This is a genomic window from Priestia sp. FSL P4-0332 (assembly GCF_038005845.1).
Taxonomy (GTDB): domain Bacteria; phylum Bacillota; class Bacilli; order Bacillales; family Bacillaceae_H; genus Priestia.
Genome location: NZ_JBBOUA010000001.1, coordinates 4,850,347 through 4,869,466 on the forward strand (window position 1 = coordinate 4,850,347; position 19,120 = coordinate 4,869,466).

The following is a 19,120-nucleotide window of genomic DNA, read 5'->3' on the forward strand; positions in this document are numbered from 1 at the left end:
TCACAATATTATCTCTAACTATTTTTAATGTGTTTGGTTATCTTAATACACAGGAGGTGATTTTGTGAGCAAATTAAAGAAGGATCCATCGTCAGCAGGCGTAAGCGCAGCAAGCGTTAAAGGAAATGCTGGACCGGTCAATGAACCGCACGGACGCGGCAAAAAGACATCTCAAAACCAACAGTACACAAAGCATAACACTCAAGGACATTAACCTCAAAATCGAACATGAGTAATCGAATCATGTTCGATTTTTGATTATTTCTTACTTTGTCATCACGACCATTTCATTATTATTTTTTTACAATTCCTTTTAAGACAAATGCGACATTTGCAGGTCTTTCTGCAAGGCGCCTCATAAAGTACCCATACCAGTCCGTTCCATAAGGAACGTACACTCTCATTTTATATTGTTCTGCTACGAGCTGAACTTGCCTTTCTGATCGAATGCCGTATAGCATCTGAAATTCAAACTGATTCATTGAAATTCCATGCTTTTTAACAAACTCTTTTGCATACTGAATGATTCGTTCATCGTGAGTAGCAACTGCTGTGTAGTGACCGTTTAATAAGTGGAGTCCAATTATGTTTTTGAAGTTTTCATCTACGTCTTCTTTATCAGGAAACGCCACGTCTGCTGCTTCTTTGTACGCCCCTTTCACTAACCTTAATTTAGGAGCATAAGCATCTAATTCACGGACGTCACTTTCTGTTCGATATAAGTACGCTTGAAGCACCGTCCCTACGTGTTCATACTCATTTTTTAATTGTTTAAATAGCTTAATCGTCTTGCTGCATCGCTTATAGTCCTCCATATCAATCGTCACAAATACGCTATATTTTTCCGCTTCTTCAAGAATACGCCGCATATGATGAAGTGCCAAATCCTCTGAAATATCCAGTCCCATAGACGTTAATTTTAAAGAAATTTCTGAATCTAATCTTTCTTTGTGTATAAGGTGAATGGCCTTTATGCATTGAGCTGCAGCATGATCAACTTCAGCTTCACTTTCCACAAACTCGCCAAGATAATCAATCGTTACTTTTAATCCCTGTTCATTTAGCTTTTTTATCACACTAACAGCTTCATCGATGGTTTCCCCTGCAACAAAACGTGCTGCTCCAAAACGTAAGCCATAGCGCTTAGCCAGCTTTGTTAACTTTTTGCTTTTTGATAACAATAAAAAAAAGTTTCTTATCGTTTGTTCCAAAGCAACCCCCCGCCTTCACTTGTCATACGCCTCACAAAATTTATTTAATTATCATTAATTTTACCATTTTTTAAACTAGATAGATAGGCACCCTTTATTAACATATGCATACAAAATCAAAAAGCGACCGAGAGCTTTTTGATAAAAAAACATCCATCAGCTTTGTGATGAATGTTTTTATTCTGGTTTTCGCTGTGACGCTCGATGCGCTTCATTCAGCTCTTTTATTTCCTTCACAATCTCGACCATTTCCGCTTTTGCTTCTGGATATAATTGATTCCAATGCTTTGTTAAAGGCGGCATGGATTTTGAGATATGGTTGTAAAGTGCCCACATTTTCACTTTTTCCTGCAGCTGTTCGTCACTTTGACCAACCATTAGTTCCGTATACTTTTCAATCAAACCGTCGAATTGCTCTTGAAAGGTTTTACTCATGCACAATCACTCCTTTCTTTGGTTTACAAATAACCGGACACGTTCGACAATAAGTCTTTTTATCTCCTGTTTGGTAAGACAAACAGCACGTTTGCCGACCTCTTATCTCCTGCTTTTGCTTCTCTACATATGGAGGAAGTGAACTGTACCTAGCAAACGGATTATGATGGTATGAACCAAAGTGATGACCCTCAGCTTCTTCCAACACGTATCGTAAATTCTTTTGTACTTGCACATTTTCTATTTCTTCATTTGCCAAAAGCAAATCATAAAGCCAGTGGATATAAACAGCTACGTTTTCCCATAGAGTCAGCTTCGAGATTTTTGTCACTTTACGCAGCGATGACCATATCGGCTCAATGTGATGAGCAAACAATTCATCAAGAAGTTCATCAAGAAGAATTTTCCGATTTTCCTCTGTTACTTCTTTCGTCTCAATTTCTGAGATAAACACTTTTGGGAGCCACATCGTTTCAGCGTCTTCTGTATGCAACGAAACATTTTTAGTCGATGCGTTTATCTTTTTTTGAAACACAATAAATGAATACAAAGCCGCCACCACAACAAAGCTATACCGCTTCGCTAACATGGAAGCAGCTGCTCTCAAGTTATCAGCCTCCATCGTCTGTTGAATCCACAGCAGCTGCATCCTCAGCGTGCTTTCGTCCATGCAGCTGGAGGGAGACAACCTATACAGCGAGTTATCTTTAAACGTACAGCGGAATTTTTCTGCTAACTCGCTTTGCTCTTTCTTATTGAGCATGCTGCGTTTCAACGCGCAGCTTATTCACAATACATCGTCCGCGCCCATGAGGAATACAAAGAGGCGTTCCAAATAACGGATCCACCGTCACTTCACAGTTCATATTAAAGACTCGCTGTACTAAATCGCAGTTAATGACTTCTTCTGGTCTTCCCTGTGCATAGATTTTTTTATCTTGAAGCGCCACAATATGATGAGCATAGCGGCAGGCTAAGTTTAAATCATGCAGCACCATTACGATGGTACGATTTTCTTTTTCATTCAGTTCAAACAACAAGTCCAAGATCTCAATTTGATGCGTCATATCTAAATACGTTGTCGGTTCATCAAGTAAAATAATATCCGTATCTTGTGCTAATGTCATAGCAATCCATGCGCGCTGACGCTGTCCTCCAGAAAGCGAATCAACTTGACGATCAGCCAAGTCTGCTAACCCTGTTGCTTCGAGTGCATTTTGTACTTTTTCTTCATCTTCTTGAGACCACTGACGGAACCAATTTTGATACGGATAGCGCCCTTGTTTAACAAGCTGAAGCACTGTCAACCCTTCAGGTGCAACAGGACCTTGCGGAAGGATTGCTAGCTGCTTTGCAATTTCCTTTGTCGGAAGAGAGGAAATTTTAGAGCCTTCTAGTAAAATAGAGCCGGCATGTGGCTTTAATAATCTTGCTAGTGAACGCAGCAGCGTAGATTTTCCGCATCCATTACTGCCGATAAAAACCGTAATCTCACCCTTTGGGATGGTAACGTCAAGCTCATCTATAATCATCGCTTCTCCATATGATAATGTTAGCGATTTTGTTTCTAACGAATGCATGCGAATCGCTCCTTCTACAAAGAATGCTATACGTTTCTTTGTTTGTATAGTAAATAAATGAAGTACGGTGCGCCAATTGCAGCTGTAAATACACCTGCTGGCACTTCGATTGGCAAGAAAAATGTTCGGCCAATTAAATCTGCTGCTGTGATTAAGATTGCTCCGATTAATGCCGATAGCGGTATTAAAGCTCCGAATGAAGAACCTACCAGCTTTCGGGCAATATGTGGAGCAAGCAATCCTACAAAGCTAATTCCGCCGGCAAATGCAACGGCGCTTCCTGTTAAAGCTGTACTCATCAGCAATAGTGCCAAACGATTTTTTTGAACGCGACTTCCAACGTTAGTCGCAATTTCTTCACCTAATTCTTGAACATTTAAATTTCGAATCATTAAAATCGTGATTATAACTAGCCCTATTGTAACAGGAACTAGTATGGAAACACTGGCCCAATTTGAGCCATACACCGTTCCTGTGATCCAAATATTTGCCTGACTAGCGCGATAGATAGGACCCATAATCATAAACAGCGTGGTCATAGCTTTCGTTAACGCTGTTAATCCAATTCCTATTAATACTAGTGTAATAGGAGAGACGCCATTTTTCCAGGCAAACACATAAAGTAAAAGCGCCACTGCCACTGCACCTAAAAATGCGCTAACAGGCATCCAATTAATACTTACGGTTAACGAGTTGCTTTTATCACTAAATAGTGTCAAAAATAACACTACACCGACTGACGCTCCTCCTGTTAATCCAATTAAGTCTGGTGAAGCAAGCGGATTTCTCACAAGCCCCTGCAAGATAGCGCCTGCAATAGCTAGGCAAATACCGGCACAAATGGCAACAATAATGCGTGGAAGTCTGAAAGATGTAACAACTAATCGTTCAAACTCCAATCCATGACCCGCTAAAATTTTAATCACACGAAGTGGATTAATAAATAAGTCACCCGTACCTGCACTCAATAAAAAGAGAGCAACAAGTGCAGCTGAAAATCCAATAATGATCAGAGCTGCTTTTATGTTAACCAAAAATGAAATTCTCTTTAAGCGAAGAGATAAGTATGTTTTCATGACGCCTTTGCCCCTTTCCTTGCCATATAGATAAAGAAAGGTGTACCAATAACAGCAGTCATGACTCCAACAGGGATTTCTTGAGGCATAATGACATACCTGGCCGCAACATCGGCTAATAAAATTAAGATCCCGCCGGCAACCGCACTATAGGGAAATACCCAACGATAATCTTGTCCTACAATTGCTCTTACAACATGAGGAACAATAATTCCGACAAAGCTGATCGGACCGGCTACTGCAACGGCTCCACCAGCTAAAATGGCAATAATGATGCCGCTTATAATTTTGACAAGAGCCGTTCTTTGACCTAATCCTTTAGCTACATCTTCACCAATCGTTAAAATATTAATTTTTGAAGCGATAAAAAACGTGACAATGATTGCTGGTACTATATAAGGCAGTATGCCATACAGCATTTCCACCTTGCGTCCTTGCACAGATCCAGCCAGCCAAAAGAGAACTTGATCAAGTGAAGATTCATCCACAGCCAGCAGTCCTTGTGTTAAAGAAGAGAAAAAGGCTGCAATAGCCGCTCCTGCGAGCGTCAATTTAATAGGCGTTAATCCTTCTTTTCCGATGGACCCAAGAAAATAGACAACCACTACGGTTAATGCCGCTCCTACAAATGCAATCCATGTAAAAGCTTGAAGTGAATTGACCGAAAAAATCATCACTGCAACAACAATAAAAAAGCTGGCCCCAGCGTTCACACCAATAATATCCGGTGAAGCAAGTGGGTTTTTCGTTAACGCCTGCATCATTGCTCCTGCAATTCCTAAACAAATACCTACCACAGCACCGATTATAGCGCGCGGCAATCGAATATTTTGAATAACTATGTGCTCATTCGAACCGTTAAACGCTTGAAAAGCTTCAAATGCTGTCTTGATACTTGTATCTGTGTATCCGAGTACGATACTTAATCCAATACAGATTAAAAGCAGCATGATTCCAATGATGAGCCCCATTACTTTCATTTGAACACTGCGTAGCATCATTTTCATTGCTCTCCTCTAAGATGATTCCTATATATATCTAACCTTTAGTTTAGGAAACATTGAAAAAAGTGTCAATGATTTTGAGAATCATTTTCAATTTTTAATTGACACCGCTTAAAAGTTAGAATATTATCTTAATTGTTAATGAAAATCATTATCACTTAAGAGGGGGAAGAGATGTGAATACATATTCTAAAGGCAAGTTGTCATATTTGTTATCCATTCTTACCATTATGACACTGCTTGTGCTGGCAGCCTGCGGTAATTCAAACAGCGCTGACGGCGATAAAAAAGAAAAAACGGAAGGTTCTGGCGAAACTTATACAGTAAAACACGCAATGGATAAAACAGAGATTAAAGGAACACCTAAACGAGTGGTCGTTTTAACAAACGAAGGTACTGAAGCTCTTCTTGCAATGGGTGTAAAGCCTGTGGGTGCTGTTCAATCATGGTTAGGAAATCCGTGGTATGACCATATTAAAGGTCAGATGAAAGGCGTTAAAAGTGTAGGTACAGAAAGCGAGCCAAGCTTAGAAGCAATCGCAGCTTTAAAACCTGACTTGATTATCGGAAATAAAATGCGCCAAGAAAAAGTATACGATCAGCTGAGTCAAATTGCTCCGACTGTCTTCTCTGAAGAACTGCGCGGAGACTGGAAATCAAACTTTAAGCTATATGCAAAAGCTGTAAATAAAGAAGAAAAAGGTAAAGAAGTATTAGCGGACTACGACAATCGCGTAGCTGATTTAAAGAAACGTCTTGGTAATCAGTTAAAACAAAAAATCTCAGTTGTACGCTTTACAGCTGGAGACGTTCGTATCTATCATAAAGATTCGTTCTCAGGCGTTATTTTAGATCAGCTTGGCTTTGCTCGCCCTGAATCTCAAGACAAAAATGATTTTGCTGAAATGAATGCAACAAAAGAACGCATTCCGGCAATGGACGGCGATCAGCTATTCTACTTCTCTTATGAAACGGGAGACGGCGAAGCAACAAAGCTTGAAAAAGAATGGATAAACGATCCGCTTTTCAAAAAGTTAAAAGTAGCTCAAGAAGACCATGTTCATAAAGTAGATGATGCTACTTGGAATACAGCAGGCGGTGTGTTAGCAGCTAATATCGTACTTGATGATATTGAAAAAATCTTCTTAGATAAAAAACAATAATAATATGAAAGAAAGAGCTTCGACCAATCGAAGCTCTTTTTGCATGTATAATGTATTTCCTTTCATCGCACACTAACCGTGGTCTCACTTTATTAAATAGGAGTGGTGAAAATGAATTCAAAAAAACAGCCTAAAAAGCAGCCTGATACAAATGAAATGGCTGACCGTCAGTTCGAAACAGAAGATTATAACCGACAAGATGCACTCTCACAAGGTCTAGCGGAAACACATGAGCAAGTAAGCGACGCCTATCAAGAAGGATCATTTGAAGATACAGATCGTTAATAAAAAAAGAGCTGACTCTAAGTCAGCTCTTTTTTTATTTTGAATGCTGCCATGCCGTTTTAGGCAATGACATGGACATCCACTGCTGGCGCTTTGATTTATCAATCGTTACTTTCTTTGCTTTAATTCCTTGTTGAATCAGCTGTTTCATTAGTTTATCAATTGACTTCATCGCTATTCACCTCAAAAGCGGAAATTTGTTTTGCTTCTATTTTTTTACTTTTTTGCGCTTAAACTTCATAAAAAACTCATAGACAATTGGAACGATAATGAGCGTAAGCAGCGTAGAACTTGTTAGTCCTCCGATTACCGTAACCCCTAGCCCTTTTGAAATAAGGCCTCCACCTTCAAATCCAAAAGCTAATGGAAGCAGTGCACCAATCGTTGCAATAGCTGTCATTAAGATCGGGCGAAGACGTGTCATTCCAGCTTCTAGTAACGCTTCACGCGTCGACAGACCCTCTTGCTCTTTATGAATCACGCGGTCAATCAGCACAATTGCATTTGTTACCACAATTCCAATCAGCATAAGAGCTCCAATCATCGAAGAAATGCTGATCGTTTCTCCAGAGATTAAAAGCGCCACTAGTGCACCGATGAGTGTAAATGGAAGTGAGAATAAGATAGCAAATGGTGCTAGCCCTCCACCAAATGTCAGTACTAGTACGAAGTACACGATACCGATGGCTGCGAGCATAGCAATTCCTAATTGACTAAATGAGTCATTAATTTGCTCTGATGCTCCGCCAAAGTTAATATCCATATCACTTGGCAAATCAATTTTCTTCACTTCTTTTTGGACGTTAGAAGAAACGCCGCCTACATCGTCACTCTTAATATCGGCACTTACCTCTGCATAAATTTTATTATCACGGCGAGTTACCGTATTCGATGTTTTACCCTTTTTAATATCGACAACTTCATTTAATGTAACTTCCTGTCCAGTTTGAGAGGTCACTTTTGTGCTTGAAAGTTCGGCAAAAGTAGAGAAATCCTCTTTTTCTTTTGGAAGGTATACGTTAATTTCGTTTCCGTCTTTTTGGATAGTCGTTAATACTTCACGCTGTCCAAGGTTCGAAATTTGCATGCCGATTTGACTAGCAGACAAGCCCAGTTCAGCGGCTTTCTTTTGATTCGGTACTAGCGTATATTCATCAAACGTATCTGAAAGCGTAGAATCGACATTTTTCAGTTCTTTATGCTTTTCTAAAACATGCTGAACTTTATCAGCATAAGGTTTGATTTCATCTAAGCTATCTCCGTAAATAAGGACGTTTAATGAATTATTGCTGCCGCTAGACGCCGTATTCATTGAGCCCCATTCACCTTGATTCGCTTGTTTATTAAGAGCTTTTAATACTTTATCCTGCTCTTTATCAAAGTTTTGTGTATCCTCGTCATATTGCACAAATGTTAAAACGTTATTTTTGCTTCCCGGATTAAAAGAGTTACCTTCACCGAACGAATACTGAACCGTTTTGACACCATCTCGCTTCATCAAGTACGCTTCTGCGCGATTTGCTGCTTTTTCTACGTCGCTTTGAGACTGTCCGGCTTTCGGTGTATACGTAAGCGTCAGCGTTTTTTCTTGATCGGATGATAAGAAGCTCACGCCAATAGAAGGAACTAAGAATAAACTTCCTACTAACAGTAGTACGGCTAACCCAAAGGAAATAAGCTTATGGTTTAGCGTCCAGTTCAAAATTCGCTTATATCCGTGCGCTAGTTTGCTTGGTTTTTCTTCTTTTACTTTTACATTTGTTTTAAATAACGAATGAGCAAGCATTGGCACGAGTGTTACCGCTACTAGCAGTGATGCTAACAGTGCAAAAACAACGGTTAACGCAAACGGTAAGAATAGCTCTCCTACCGGTCCTTCTACTAGACCTAACGGTAAGAATACGGCCACGGTTACGATTGTAGAAGAGAAAATTGGAACAAACATCTCTTTCGTCGCCGCGACAATTAAATCTTTTCCTTTAAGTTTTTCTTCCTGATAAGCCATGCGGCGGTAAATATTTTCAATAACGACAATGGAATCATCTACAACCCTTCCGATGGCTACAGTCATCGCTCCAAGCGTCATAATATTTAAAGAGATATCCATTGATTTGAGCGCTAAAATGGCGATTAATAACGAAAGCGGAATCGAAATAACGGCAATAATCGTTGAACGAATATCACGTAAAAATAAAAGAATAATAATAACCGCAAAGACCGCACCGATAATAGCTTTATTTAGCATCGTATGAACAGAATCTTCAATCGGTTTACCTTGATCAAAAATATTGTCAACGTGAAGGTCTTTATTTTTCTTTTCTAGGCTATTCATTTTTTCTTTAATATCATTTACAACATTTACTGTGTTCGCATCCTTCGCTTTGACAACTTGTACAGCAATTGAAGGTTTTCCGTTCGTGCGAGAAATAGATTCTGCTTTCCCCGTCACTTTAATATCCGCAATTTCTTTTAATTTCACAGTTGGAATAGAAGCTGCGGACGGCGCCTGCTGCACGGCTCCTTGTGTCTGCTGCTGGCTCATTCCTTGTTGCTGATCTTGAGCAGCTCCTTGACTAGGAACAGCTGGAATCTCTAAGTTTTCCAAATCTTTTTCTGTTGTCATCTTTCCGTCTACCACAACAGATTTTTGAGATCCATCCATCGTATACGTACCAGCCGGCACTTTTGCATCAGATGCTTGGATAAGCTTTTTCACCATATCTTCATCGAGTCCCAGCTGCTTGAGCTTGTCTTGTTTGAATACAAGTTCTGCTTCTTCAACTTGTTCTCCTGACACACTGACCGAAGAAATCCCTTGCACTTTTTCAACTTGTGGAACAACGGTATTTTTTACATACTTCGTTAATTCTTCTAATGATTTTTTATCATCTGAAACGCTTAATGAAATAATCGGAAAATCACTAATGCTTTGTCTTGAAACATTTGGTTCCTCTACATCACCTGGCAGATCTACGTTTGAAAGAGCTCGTCTAACTTCGTCTTCTGCCTTCTCCATATCTTTACTAAAGCTATATTCAACTTGAATAGTAGCCATATTTTCATAAGAAGATGAGCTAACTGTCTCAACGCCGCTCAGTCCCTGAAGCTTTTGTTCAATCGGCTTACTCACCTTATCTGCCACTTGTTCCGGAGTGGCTCCCGGATAAGTTGCAGTGACTGTTACAACAGGCGTTGAAATATCAGGAATGGTCTCTAGTTTCATATTAAACCCTGAATACAGCCCTGCAATAATGACAAAGAGTGTTAACAGCCATACTGCAAATTTATTTTTCAATGAAAATTTAATAAACTTCCCCAATGCATATCCTCCTTCAAATATATGTATACTAATAAAATTGACTGATCGGTCACAACAACTTAAAATATAAATGACTAATCGGTCAGTGTCAACCCTAAGCAGGCTCTCTCCTAACATGTTCATAATAAAGACATATTTACGATAAATCGTTTTTTAAAGGAACTGACTCCCGGTTTTAACTTTGATATATACCTTTATCTTTTTTAGTGTATGATACTATTATCTAACGAAATGAATAGCTAAATTGTTCAATAAAGGAGGTAGAATACATGAAAGAAAAAGAAAAGAGAATAATTGAAGCTTCGATTAAGCTTTTTGCAAAAAAAGGATTTAATGCTACCTCTGTGCAAGAAATTGTAGATGAATGCAACATTTCAAAAGGTGCATTTTACCTGCACTTCAAATCTAAGGATGCACTTCTATTATCAATTCTAAACTTTTACTATGAAAAGCTCTTTAGCTCTGTTTATGCTCTCGACGAGGAAGTAAACGATGCCCGCAGCCGCTATATGAATCAGCTCATCTATTTCTATGAATTTATTACGGAGCACAGAGATTTTATTATCATGCAAATTCGTGAAAAATCTATTCCATTTAACAAAGAAGTGGAGACCTTTGTTCATAAAATGCAACGAGAAACGTTTTACTTTCATCGCAAAAGCCTCGTTAGCGTATATGGAGAAGACGTAACTCCTTATATCTCGGATTTAACGAAAATGATTGAAGGTATTCATCATTCCTTTTTAGAAATTATTATCTTCAATCAATTCGAGCTTACCTTTAAAGAAGTAGCACAGTACATAATGGACCGAGTTGATGTGTTAGTAGAAGATTTATTAGCTAGAAAACCTCGTCCCCTTATTCCCGCTTCTTTTGGTGAAGATATATACGGAAAGGAACGAACGACTTTTCTAAGTAAAAATGAGCAGGTAAAACAAGCTCTTGAGGAAATTAAACATCTGCTAGACACCAGCGATCATATTTCTGATGAGTACGCAGACAGCTTTCACATTTTACAAACGGAGCTAAAAAAAGATAAGCCTACCGCTGCTATTGTAAAAGGCATGGTTGGAAATTTAACGGAACTTAAATCGTTGGAAGAACCGCTTAATCTTTTAACAGCCTTACTCCAACAAAAATAACAGAAGGCTTCAACAAGCCTTCTGTTATTTTTCTGCTTTTGAACTAGATACTCCCCCAGATAACACGAACTTCATTGCTTCTTCCGGCTTAATATCTAACCATTCAATTTCTTCTTTTGGAATCAAAAAAGTAAAACCAGCTACTTGAAAAGTTTGTGGAACATAGACGGCGAAATGGTCTTTTAACGAGTGAATCACCTCTTCTACTTCTTCAGAGGTCACAAACCCTATGACTTTCATTGACGTGCCGGGCATCGTCACTAAAACTACTTTTGAAAAGGACTTTTTCTCTCCAAGAAAAGATTGAAACGTATCTTTAATGACGGTATATAGCGTTTTAACAAGCGGTATTCTTTCTAACAATCGGTCAATTAAGTTAATGATTTTCCCTGCAAAAAAACGAGTGGATAACCATCCTAAGAACGTAATTAAGACAAGAGTCGCTAAGATCCCAACCCCCGGTATATAATCCTGCTTCATATAGGGCTTCAATACGTTTCCTAAAATGCTGTCTAAAAAATTAAACACTCTTACCAAAATATAAATAACAAGGATAATAGGGACAATCGTTAAGAGTCCGTTAATAAAACTTTTTATGATTGCTTTCATGCAAACACCTCATTTTTTCTGACATACTGCTGTTCATTATACACTGGATTTGTTTTGCTGCGTCTCTTTATTTCTATTCACATATGTATAAACTAGCAACGTTTTATCAAAATAATAGATGGGTACATGAACATACATACTTATATATTTATTTTTTCGGAGGGATACAATTGGGACGTCTAGAATCAAAAATTGCTGTTATTACAGGGTCAAGCTCTGGTATAGGAAAAGCAACCGCTGAGCGCTTTGCGAAAGAAGGCGCGGCTGTTATTTGTGCCGATATTAATGTAGACGGTGTGAAAAAAGTAGCACAAGAAATTAAAGATGCTGAAGGTGAAGCATACGCCTACTATATCGATGTAACTGAAGAAGAAAAAGTAAAAGAGTTCGCAGCGAAAATTGAAAAGAAATTTGGAACAGCTTATGAATGGGTCGATCCGATGGGCCGTCTAGGCAAACCGGAAGAAGTAGCCGGTGCTGTATTATTTTTAGCATCTGATGACAGCTCATATGTAACAGGTGATTGCATTACTGTAGACGGCGGTCATATGGCGTATACATGGCCTGGAAAAATGCTGTACGATAAAATGTAAGAATAAAATTAGCTCTATACCATTAGGTATAGAGCTTTTCCGTTTGAATTTTTTCTTTAAAATAGACGTGACATTATGTCAAGACAGGTGTAAACTTAAAGCAAAATTCTTTGCTTCTAGGAGGAAGACATGAAAACAAAACAATTATCAGAACGTCAGCTTCTTGGCATCGCGGGGCTCGGATGGCTCTTCGATGCAATGGATGTTGGCATTTTGTCTTTTATCATTGCAGCTCTTCACGCTGAATGGGGACTTTCCCCTACTGAAATGAGTTGGATAGGCAGCGTTAACTCGATCGGAATGGCGGTTGGAGCTCTGGTGTTCGGATTGCTGGCTGATCGAATTGGGCGAAAAACCGTTTTTATTGTAACTCTTGTTCTTTTTTCAGTGGCAAGCGGCCTTTCGGCTCTTACTACTACCCTTGCTGCTTTTTTAGTATTTCGATTTTTAATTGGAATGGGTTTAGGAGGAGAGCTGCCTGTTGCTTCTACACTTGTTTCTGAGACCGTGGCGCCGGAAAAACGCGGTAAAGTGGTCGTCTTGTTAGAAAGTTTTTGGGCGTTCGGCTGGCTACTGGCAGCGCTTATTTCTTACTTTGTAATCCCAGCTTACGGGTGGCAGCTAGCGCTTATCCTAACGGCTATTCCAGCGTTTTATGCCATTTATTTGCGCATTAAACTGCCCGATTCTCCTCAGTTTGTGGAAGCGACAAAAGAAAAGAAACCGTCGATTGCGGACAATGTAAGAAGCGTGTGGTCTAAGCCTTATCGTCAATCTACCATTATGCTGTGGGTTCTGTGGTTTTGCGTTGTATTTTCATATTACGGCATGTTTTTATGGTTACCTAGCGTCATGGTCATTAAAGGTTTTAGCTTGATCAAAAGCTTTGAATACGTATTGATTATGACATTAGCTCAACTGCCTGGCTATTATACGGCTGCTTGGTTTATTGAACGCATGGGCCGAAAATTCGTATTGGTTACTTATTTGTTAGGTACTGCTGCCAGCGCATATATCTTTGGAAATGCGGAGTCACTTTGGCTGCTGCTAACAGCAGGTATGCTGCTGTCTTTCTTCAATTTGGGCGCTTGGGGAGCTTTATACGCGTATACACCTGAGCAATATCCGACATCTATCCGAGGCACAGGAGCTGGAATGGCCGCTTCTTTTGGACGAATTGGAGGAATTTTAGGGCCGCTGTTAGTTGGATATATGTCAACGCAAGGTACGTCTTTAACCGTTACGTTCTCAATCTTTTGTGCAGCTATTTTGATTGGTGTCATTTCGGTTGTTTTTCTAGGAAAAGAAACTAAACAAAAGCAGCTCGCATAAAAAAGACGCTCTTTTAGAGCGTCTTTTTTTTCTTATTATTTATTTCCTACTAAACCTTCTTTATTTACCTCCACTTTGATATCATAATGAGCAGCTATTTCTAATCTCGTTTTACCGGTTATATTTTTAAAGGTATACAATAGAAATATAAAGAAGCCAGACTTTGTAAGCCTGGCTTTTACTACTGTTATTTAAAATGTTTTGGCTGCTTGTACTGCTTGTTCTAGGCCGCTTTTAATAATTTGTTGAGCACGATCTGGAAATTGATTATGCCCTTCAATAATAACAGAGTTCACCTTTGTGATGCCAAAGAATTGAAGTATGCTGCTGACATATTTAACAGCCATTTCGACAGCGGCTGACGGACCTTCTGAATATACTCCACCTCGTGCATTTAATAACATCACCTTTTTATCGCCTAGTAATCCCACAGGACCTTCTGGCGTATACTTAAACGTTTTGCCTGCTTGATTTAAATAATCAAAGTACGTATGAAGAACGGCCGGCACAGTAAAATTCCAAAGCGGAAAAGCAATGACAATTTTATCAGCTTTCACAAATTGTTCTAAGTAATGATTCGCAATTTCTGCTGCTTTATTTTCCGCTGCTGTCACTTCTAATCCTCTTGCTAATTTAAACTGACCGTTTATCATGTCTGCATCTAAATAAGGAAGTTCTTCTTTGAACAGATTCAATTCTATTATTTCTTCACCTGGATGCGATTGTTTGTAGCTTTCTAAAAACGCATCATATAGTTTCACGCTTACGGCTTCACTTGTCGATCTGTCATTTGCTTTTATAAAAAGAGTATAACTCATACTAAAACCTCCACTGATTGTTGATACTCTTATCTTATTCGCTTTTTTCTTGCATTTCGAACGACTTTGTAATGAAATACCTTCATACTTTAGTCGGAGAAAAATCATATAATCACACAAAAGCCGCCTAACGGCGGCTTTCTCAGTTTGTAGATGAAATGGGAAGATGAATAACAACTTCCGTGCCTTGTTCTTCTTCACTTTTAATAAAAATCTCGCCCTTGTGCTGACGGACAATAGTTTGTGCAATCGATAGTCCAAGCCCCGTTCCTCCCGTAGCTCTGCTTCTAGCTTTATCAACTCGATAGAAGCGTTCAAAAATATGTGCAAGATCTTCTTTTGGAATGCCAATTCCATAGTCTTTTACTTTGATAATGACATCTTCCTGCTCTTTTTCAACGGTCACTTCAATTTTATCCGTACTGTATTTAATTGCATTATCAAGCAAAATAATCAACACTTGCTTCATTTTCAGTTCATCCACTTCAATCATAATGGGCGTTTGATCATAATGAAGAACTAATTCTCTTTTGTATACCTGCTGCAGCTGCTTAACGATTTGTTCAAAAATAAGAACAAGATCTGTTTGCTTCATATCAAGCGTTTGTTCTTTTTCCACACTTGCCAGATCAAGCAGCGTTTCAATCATTTTTTGCATTTTGGTTGCTTCCGCATAGATGGTGTCGATCGCATCCAGCGTAATTTCTTCATTTTTAATCCCTCTTCTTCTTAATAAATTAGAATAACTGCGAATAACGGTTAGAGGGGTTTTTAATTCATGAGAAGCATCGGAAACAAACTGGTTTTGCTTTTCAATATTTTCTCGCAAGCGGTCAATCATATGATTAAAGGTAACGGTCATACCCTGCAGTTCATCTCTCGTTTCCGTTTGAATTAGGACTTTTTTAGGAACACCGCTCTCTTCAATCTCTTTCATCGTTGTGACCATATTTTTAATAGGATGCATAATGACGCGTGATAACCATCTTCCTCCTAAAAGAGACAGTAAAATGGACACAAGCGAACAAAAAATCAAAATTGATAGCAAAATATCTTTACGGGTTTCAAAACCAGTCAGGAGCTCACCAATTTCCAGCGTTTCAACGACTTGATTATTGACTTTGACAGGCATGCGAATAACCAATACTTGCTTTTCTCTGATTTTGCGAAGCTTCACCTTTTTTTTCTTTGAAAATTCGGGCTTAATTTTCACCAGATGAGGATCATTTGATACTTGGTTAATGACCGTAGAATTTTCTGAGACTGTTCGGATAAATGAATGGTTGGTCAAATAAAATTTTAGTAACTCTGGCGAGAGCTCCACGGAATGATTTTGTTGACCTTTTTGAATAATCTCGCGTGCTTTTTCGAATAAAATGTCCTGTTCCATATTCACCGTAGATTTAGTAAAGGAGAAAAAAACAACGATGTTCATGATTAATAAAATAACCACTAGCCATGCTGTTGTCAGCAAATTAATCTTCGTCGTGATCTTCATGTTTCTCCTCTTTCATCATATATCCTACGCCCCGCACCGTATGAATGAGAGAAGTAGAAAAACCTTCATCTACTTTTTTTCTTAAGTGGCGAATATACACATCAATTACGTTTGTTTCTCCTTCATATTCATAGCCCCAAACGTTTGTGAGAATTCCTTCTCTCGTGACAATTTTATTTTTGTTCGTAAGCAAATACACGACTAAATCATACTCTTTCGGTGTCAACGTAATGGATTCATTGTTTCTTAGGACTTCCCTTGTTTCAAGATTAATGGTCAAATCACTGATCGTTAAGAGCTCCGCTTCAGCTTCTTTCGTTCCTGATGCTTCTACGAGCGAACGATAGCGAATACAAGAGCGAACCCGTGCTAACAGTTCTTCAATTTCAAACGGTTTTGTAACATAATCATTAGCTCCTTGGTCTAAGCCCATTACCTTATCCAGCGTCGTATTTCTGGCAGTTAATAAAATAACTGGCGTAAATACTTCCGCTTTCCGAAGTCTTCTTAACACCTCAATACCGCTCAGACTTGGAAGCATCACGTCTAGCAAAATGAGGTCATATTGAGCCGATGTTGCCGTCTCTAACCCCGCTTTCCCGTCGTACTCAACATCTACTTCATAATCTTCAAATTCCAATTCAATCTTTAACACTTTCGCAATTTGCGCTTCATCTTCCACAATTAAAATTTTCTCTTTCATGTTATACACCTCTCACCACATGTCTTAAGTGAAAGAATAGCTTCTTTAGATAAAAAAACAACACCTTTTTCAAAAGATGTTTGTTTTTTTATCTAAACCCTACTTTTTCAACATACTTGTCTTTTAGCTTATCCTTATTGTTTGTAAACATGAATGTTTTACGCATGAAGACCAATCGTTTGCTTTTCACCTAAAATCCAATTGACTACTGCTAAAAGTTCTTCAGGCGTTTGTGCTTCGATTTCTTTATGGTAAGCAGCAATCGCGTTATATAATGTGCTCATTTTATCAGCATCCTGCAGCACTGCCTGCAGCTGACTTTCTAACGATTGATCCGCCTTTAGTTCTTGAACTAAGTTTCGTTCTGTTAAATAGCGTAAATTCACTTCTTCTTGACCTGGTAAAGCAGAATGAACAAAAATCGGTAAATTCTTGCGAAGAGCTTCACTGACCGTTATACCACCTGGCTTTGTTACAATAGCATCCACTCGTTCATACAGTTCATTCATTTCTGTGCGTGATGAAATGTACGGAATTGGTGTAACGTGCTGTAATTCCCATCCCTTGATTTCTTCATATAACTTTTGATTTTTGCCGCATAAGACAAAGTAATGAAAATGGCGCGCATCTTTTAAATCATTGTAGAAATCCATAATATTGCCTAAGCCGCTGCTGCCTCCAGCAATTAAAATATTTCGGTTACCAGGATGCTTAAATGTTCTTGTTTTTGTTATTTCTTCATGTACCGGTATTCCTGTGACCATCATATTTTGAAGTGGAATTTCACTTTGAGCACGAAGTCCTTTTTTTACTTCTTCACTAGGGAGAAAGTGAAAATCAATCTCTTCTTTTCCCCATAAATTATTAATAAAGAAATCCGTGTAGACATTTATAATAGGTACATCGCACTTGCCTTTTGCTTTTAATTGACTGAGCAAATAAGAAGGAAACCCATGTGTGCATATAATTAAATCCGGATTTTCTTCTTTAACTAAGTGCTCCATTTTTTTTGCGAATACGTGATGATACCATTTGAATGAATGAACAGGCGGTTCATAAAAGAGATGTTTGTATGCCATATTGTACGTTTCTGGAGCATAACGAATCCATTTCAAATATGTGCCTGTGACCACTTTTTCTAATAGTTCGTTTGTATAGCTTAATAAATCTATTTTTTTATAACAAATATTTGTTGTTCTTCTTTCCAATATATCCATTAACGCCTCTGCCACTTGATGATGGCCAGAAGGCATTTTTAGAAGAGGTAAAAATAAAACCTTTTTCAACTGTTTCATCTCCTATTCTAAAAGCAGTTTCTTCCTCTCCTTTTTATATCATTAAATGCCCTTAAATTTTGGATTTTAATTGATTTTTAATGTGAAATTCATTGTTTTTTTAGAGTGTCAATCTAAACTAAGAGTGAAAAGTACTGCATAAGGAGAAAACAAATGAACCTTAATTACGAAGTATTTCAATGGATTAACTCGTTTGCTGGTAAATCCAGCGCAATGGATTCTGTAATGATTATCATCACGAATAGCGTTCCTTATTTTATAATGGCTTGTTTGCTTTTGCTTTGGTTTAGCGGAAAAACAGAAAGAACAATTTATCACCGTTATACGGCTTTATACATGTTGTTTACAATTGTACTTTCTCTATGTATCAATGAAGTCATTCACCTGGTGTATTACCACCCGCGTCCGTTTGTGACTCATCACGTTCATAAGCTGATTCCGCACCCGGCTAATTCATCTTTTGTGAGTGATCATTCGATTTTAGTCTTTTCTGCTGCTTGGATCATGTGGTTACGAAAAAACAAATGGAGAAGCATCATTTTTATATGGGCTGTCATTTCGGGCCTTTCACGTATTTACGTAGGCGTTCACTATCCAGCAGATGTACTTGGAGGCATGGTGATTGCGGGAGCTATCGGATGCTTTATTATATACGTTTCAGCTAAAACAGCTCCTCTTATTCAGCGATTATTCTGGATTCACGATTTGATTATCAAGCGTATTCCGTTTCTATCTCCCTATACGCATGAACAAATTAGCAAAAAAAATCATTCAGCTTAAAGAGGCTGAGACAAAAATAGTTTAGCTGAAGTGAAAAACGAACCACTAATCAAACAGTTTGATTAGTGGTTCGTTTTTTTTGTTATGGTGAACGTAGATTTTATCTGTTTCGTTCCTTCCAGCAGTTAATTGGAGGGCAAGGCTCACGGGACGCCCGCGGAAAGCGAAGCCTTGCACGGAAATCAACTGCGGTCGAGCAAGCAGTCCAGATTATATATCCAGATTATTCGCCTTTGGATGGGATTCATTTCGTTACGTCTTAGCCTCTTTTTTTATT

General features: G+C 38.5%; 20 protein-coding genes. 7 read left to right on the forward strand and 13 right to left on the reverse strand.

Going from position 1 to position 19,120, the window contains the following annotated elements; translation table 11 throughout:
- The first annotated feature begins 64 nt into the window (after positions 1–64).
- Complete coding sequence (locus MKY06_RS25490) at positions 65–214, forward strand: YuzL family protein (RefSeq protein ID WP_013059660.1); 150 nt, start codon at positions 65–67, stop codon at positions 212–214.
- 79 nt (positions 215–293) lie between these two features.
- Here MKY06_RS25490 and MKY06_RS25495 read toward each other — a convergent pair whose 3' ends face one another.
- The 6 genes from MKY06_RS25495 to MKY06_RS25520 all read right to left on the reverse strand — a co-directional run bounded on the left by MKY06_RS25495 (position 294) and on the right by MKY06_RS25520 (position 5,303).
- Positions 294–1,211: a proline dehydrogenase family protein gene (locus MKY06_RS25495; protein WP_013059661.1), complete on the reverse strand. Its 918-nt coding sequence runs from the start codon at positions 1,209–1,211 to the stop codon at positions 294–296.
- Between the two features lie 177 nt (positions 1,212–1,388).
- A complete protein-coding gene (locus MKY06_RS25500) occupies positions 1,389–1,646 on the reverse strand; it encodes a YusU family protein (RefSeq protein WP_013059662.1) in 258 nt (85 codons plus the stop codon).
- Positions 1,639–2,409, reverse strand: coding sequence for an IucA/IucC family C-terminal-domain containing protein (locus MKY06_RS25505; protein WP_098277585.1), 771 nt, complete (start codon positions 2,407–2,409; stop codon positions 1,639–1,641). The genes MKY06_RS25500 and MKY06_RS25505 overlap by 8 nt, the downstream gene beginning before the upstream one ends.
- Positions 2,399–3,226, reverse strand: a complete 828-nt coding sequence (locus tag MKY06_RS25510; protein ID WP_013059664.1) for an ABC transporter ATP-binding protein — start codon at positions 3,224–3,226, stop codon at positions 2,399–2,401. Before MKY06_RS25510 ends, MKY06_RS25505 begins: the two co-directional genes overlap by 11 nt.
- 26 nt (positions 3,227–3,252) lie before the next feature.
- A complete protein-coding gene (locus tag MKY06_RS25515; RefSeq protein ID WP_013059665.1) occupies positions 3,253–4,302 on the reverse strand; it encodes a FecCD family ABC transporter permease in 1,050 nt (349 codons plus the stop codon).
- A complete protein-coding gene (locus tag MKY06_RS25520; protein ID WP_013059666.1) occupies positions 4,299–5,303 on the reverse strand; it encodes a FecCD family ABC transporter permease in 1,005 nt (334 codons plus the stop codon). The genes MKY06_RS25515 and MKY06_RS25520 overlap by 4 nt, the downstream gene beginning before the upstream one ends.
- A 179-nt stretch (positions 5,304–5,482) precedes the next feature.
- Here MKY06_RS25520 and MKY06_RS25525 point away from each other — a divergent pair, with 179 nt between their 5' ends.
- Positions 5,483–6,469, forward strand: coding sequence for an ABC transporter substrate-binding protein (locus MKY06_RS25525; protein WP_081252119.1), 987 nt, complete (start codon positions 5,483–5,485; stop codon positions 6,467–6,469).
- A 111-nt stretch (positions 6,470–6,580) separates the two neighbouring features.
- A complete protein-coding gene (locus MKY06_RS25530) occupies positions 6,581–6,754 on the forward strand; it encodes a YozQ family protein (protein ID WP_013085357.1) in 174 nt (57 codons plus the stop codon).
- A gap of 34 nt (positions 6,755–6,788) precedes the next feature.
- Here MKY06_RS25530 and MKY06_RS25535 read toward each other — a convergent pair whose 3' ends face one another.
- Together MKY06_RS25535 and MKY06_RS25540 are read right to left on the reverse strand one after the other, a co-directional pair.
- Entirely contained in the window at positions 6,789–6,926 is a 138-nt protein-coding gene (locus MKY06_RS25535) for a hypothetical protein (RefSeq protein WP_014457868.1), read from the reverse strand.
- Positions 6,927–6,962: 36 nt separating this feature from the next.
- The gene (locus tag MKY06_RS25540) at positions 6,963–10,073 is read right to left on the reverse strand and encodes an efflux RND transporter permease subunit (protein WP_098277586.1); all 3,111 of its coding nucleotides are present in this window, start codon (positions 10,071–10,073) and stop codon (positions 6,963–6,965) included.
- Between the two features lie 269 nt (positions 10,074–10,342).
- Between MKY06_RS25540 and MKY06_RS25545 the strand changes: the two genes are divergently transcribed.
- A complete protein-coding gene (locus MKY06_RS25545; protein ID WP_029319268.1) occupies positions 10,343–11,215 on the forward strand; it encodes a TetR/AcrR family transcriptional regulator in 873 nt (290 codons plus the stop codon).
- Positions 11,216–11,239: 24 nt separating this feature from the next.
- On the opposite strand, the gene MKY06_RS25550 is transcribed toward MKY06_RS25545, so the two are convergent.
- Entirely contained in the window at positions 11,240–11,824 is a 585-nt protein-coding gene (locus tag MKY06_RS25550) for a DUF502 domain-containing protein (RefSeq protein ID WP_075421564.1), read from the reverse strand.
- Positions 11,825–11,994: 170 nt separating this feature from the next.
- Between MKY06_RS25550 and MKY06_RS25555 the strand changes: the two genes are divergently transcribed.
- Together MKY06_RS25555 and MKY06_RS25560 are read left to right on the forward strand one after the other, a co-directional pair.
- Complete coding sequence (locus MKY06_RS25555; RefSeq protein WP_098277587.1) at positions 11,995–12,417, forward strand: SDR family oxidoreductase; 423 nt, start codon at positions 11,995–11,997, stop codon at positions 12,415–12,417.
- Positions 12,418–12,546: 129 nt separating this feature from the next.
- Positions 12,547–13,749 carry an MFS transporter gene (locus MKY06_RS25560; protein ID WP_064472187.1) on the forward strand — a complete coding sequence of 401 codons (1,203 nt, stop codon included), beginning with the start codon at positions 12,547–12,549 and terminating at the stop codon, positions 13,747–13,749.
- A 191-nt stretch (positions 13,750–13,940) separates the two neighbouring features.
- Here MKY06_RS25560 and MKY06_RS25565 read toward each other — a convergent pair whose 3' ends face one another.
- The 4 genes from MKY06_RS25565 to MKY06_RS25580 all read right to left on the reverse strand — a co-directional run bounded on the left by MKY06_RS25565 (position 13,941) and on the right by MKY06_RS25580 (position 18,054).
- Positions 13,941–14,567: an FMN-dependent NADH-azoreductase gene (locus MKY06_RS25565; RefSeq protein ID WP_013059674.1), complete on the reverse strand. Its 627-nt coding sequence runs from the start codon at positions 14,565–14,567 to the stop codon at positions 13,941–13,943.
- A 142-nt stretch (positions 14,568–14,709) separates the two neighbouring features.
- A complete protein-coding gene (locus MKY06_RS25570) occupies positions 14,710–16,065 on the reverse strand; it encodes a sensor histidine kinase (protein WP_098287162.1) in 1,356 nt (451 codons plus the stop codon).
- Positions 16,043–16,768: a response regulator transcription factor gene (locus tag MKY06_RS25575; protein WP_013059676.1), complete on the reverse strand. Its 726-nt coding sequence runs from the start codon at positions 16,766–16,768 to the stop codon at positions 16,043–16,045. Before MKY06_RS25575 ends, MKY06_RS25570 begins: the two co-directional genes overlap by 23 nt.
- A gap of 158 nt (positions 16,769–16,926) precedes the next feature.
- A complete protein-coding gene (locus MKY06_RS25580) occupies positions 16,927–18,054 on the reverse strand; it encodes an MGDG synthase family glycosyltransferase (protein ID WP_013059677.1) in 1,128 nt (375 codons plus the stop codon).
- Positions 18,055–18,216: 162 nt separating this feature from the next.
- Here MKY06_RS25580 and MKY06_RS25585 point away from each other — a divergent pair, with 162 nt between their 5' ends.
- A complete protein-coding gene (locus MKY06_RS25585; protein WP_029319284.1) occupies positions 18,217–18,843 on the forward strand; it encodes an undecaprenyl-diphosphatase in 627 nt (208 codons plus the stop codon).
- Positions 18,844–19,120: the final 277 nt, after the last annotated feature.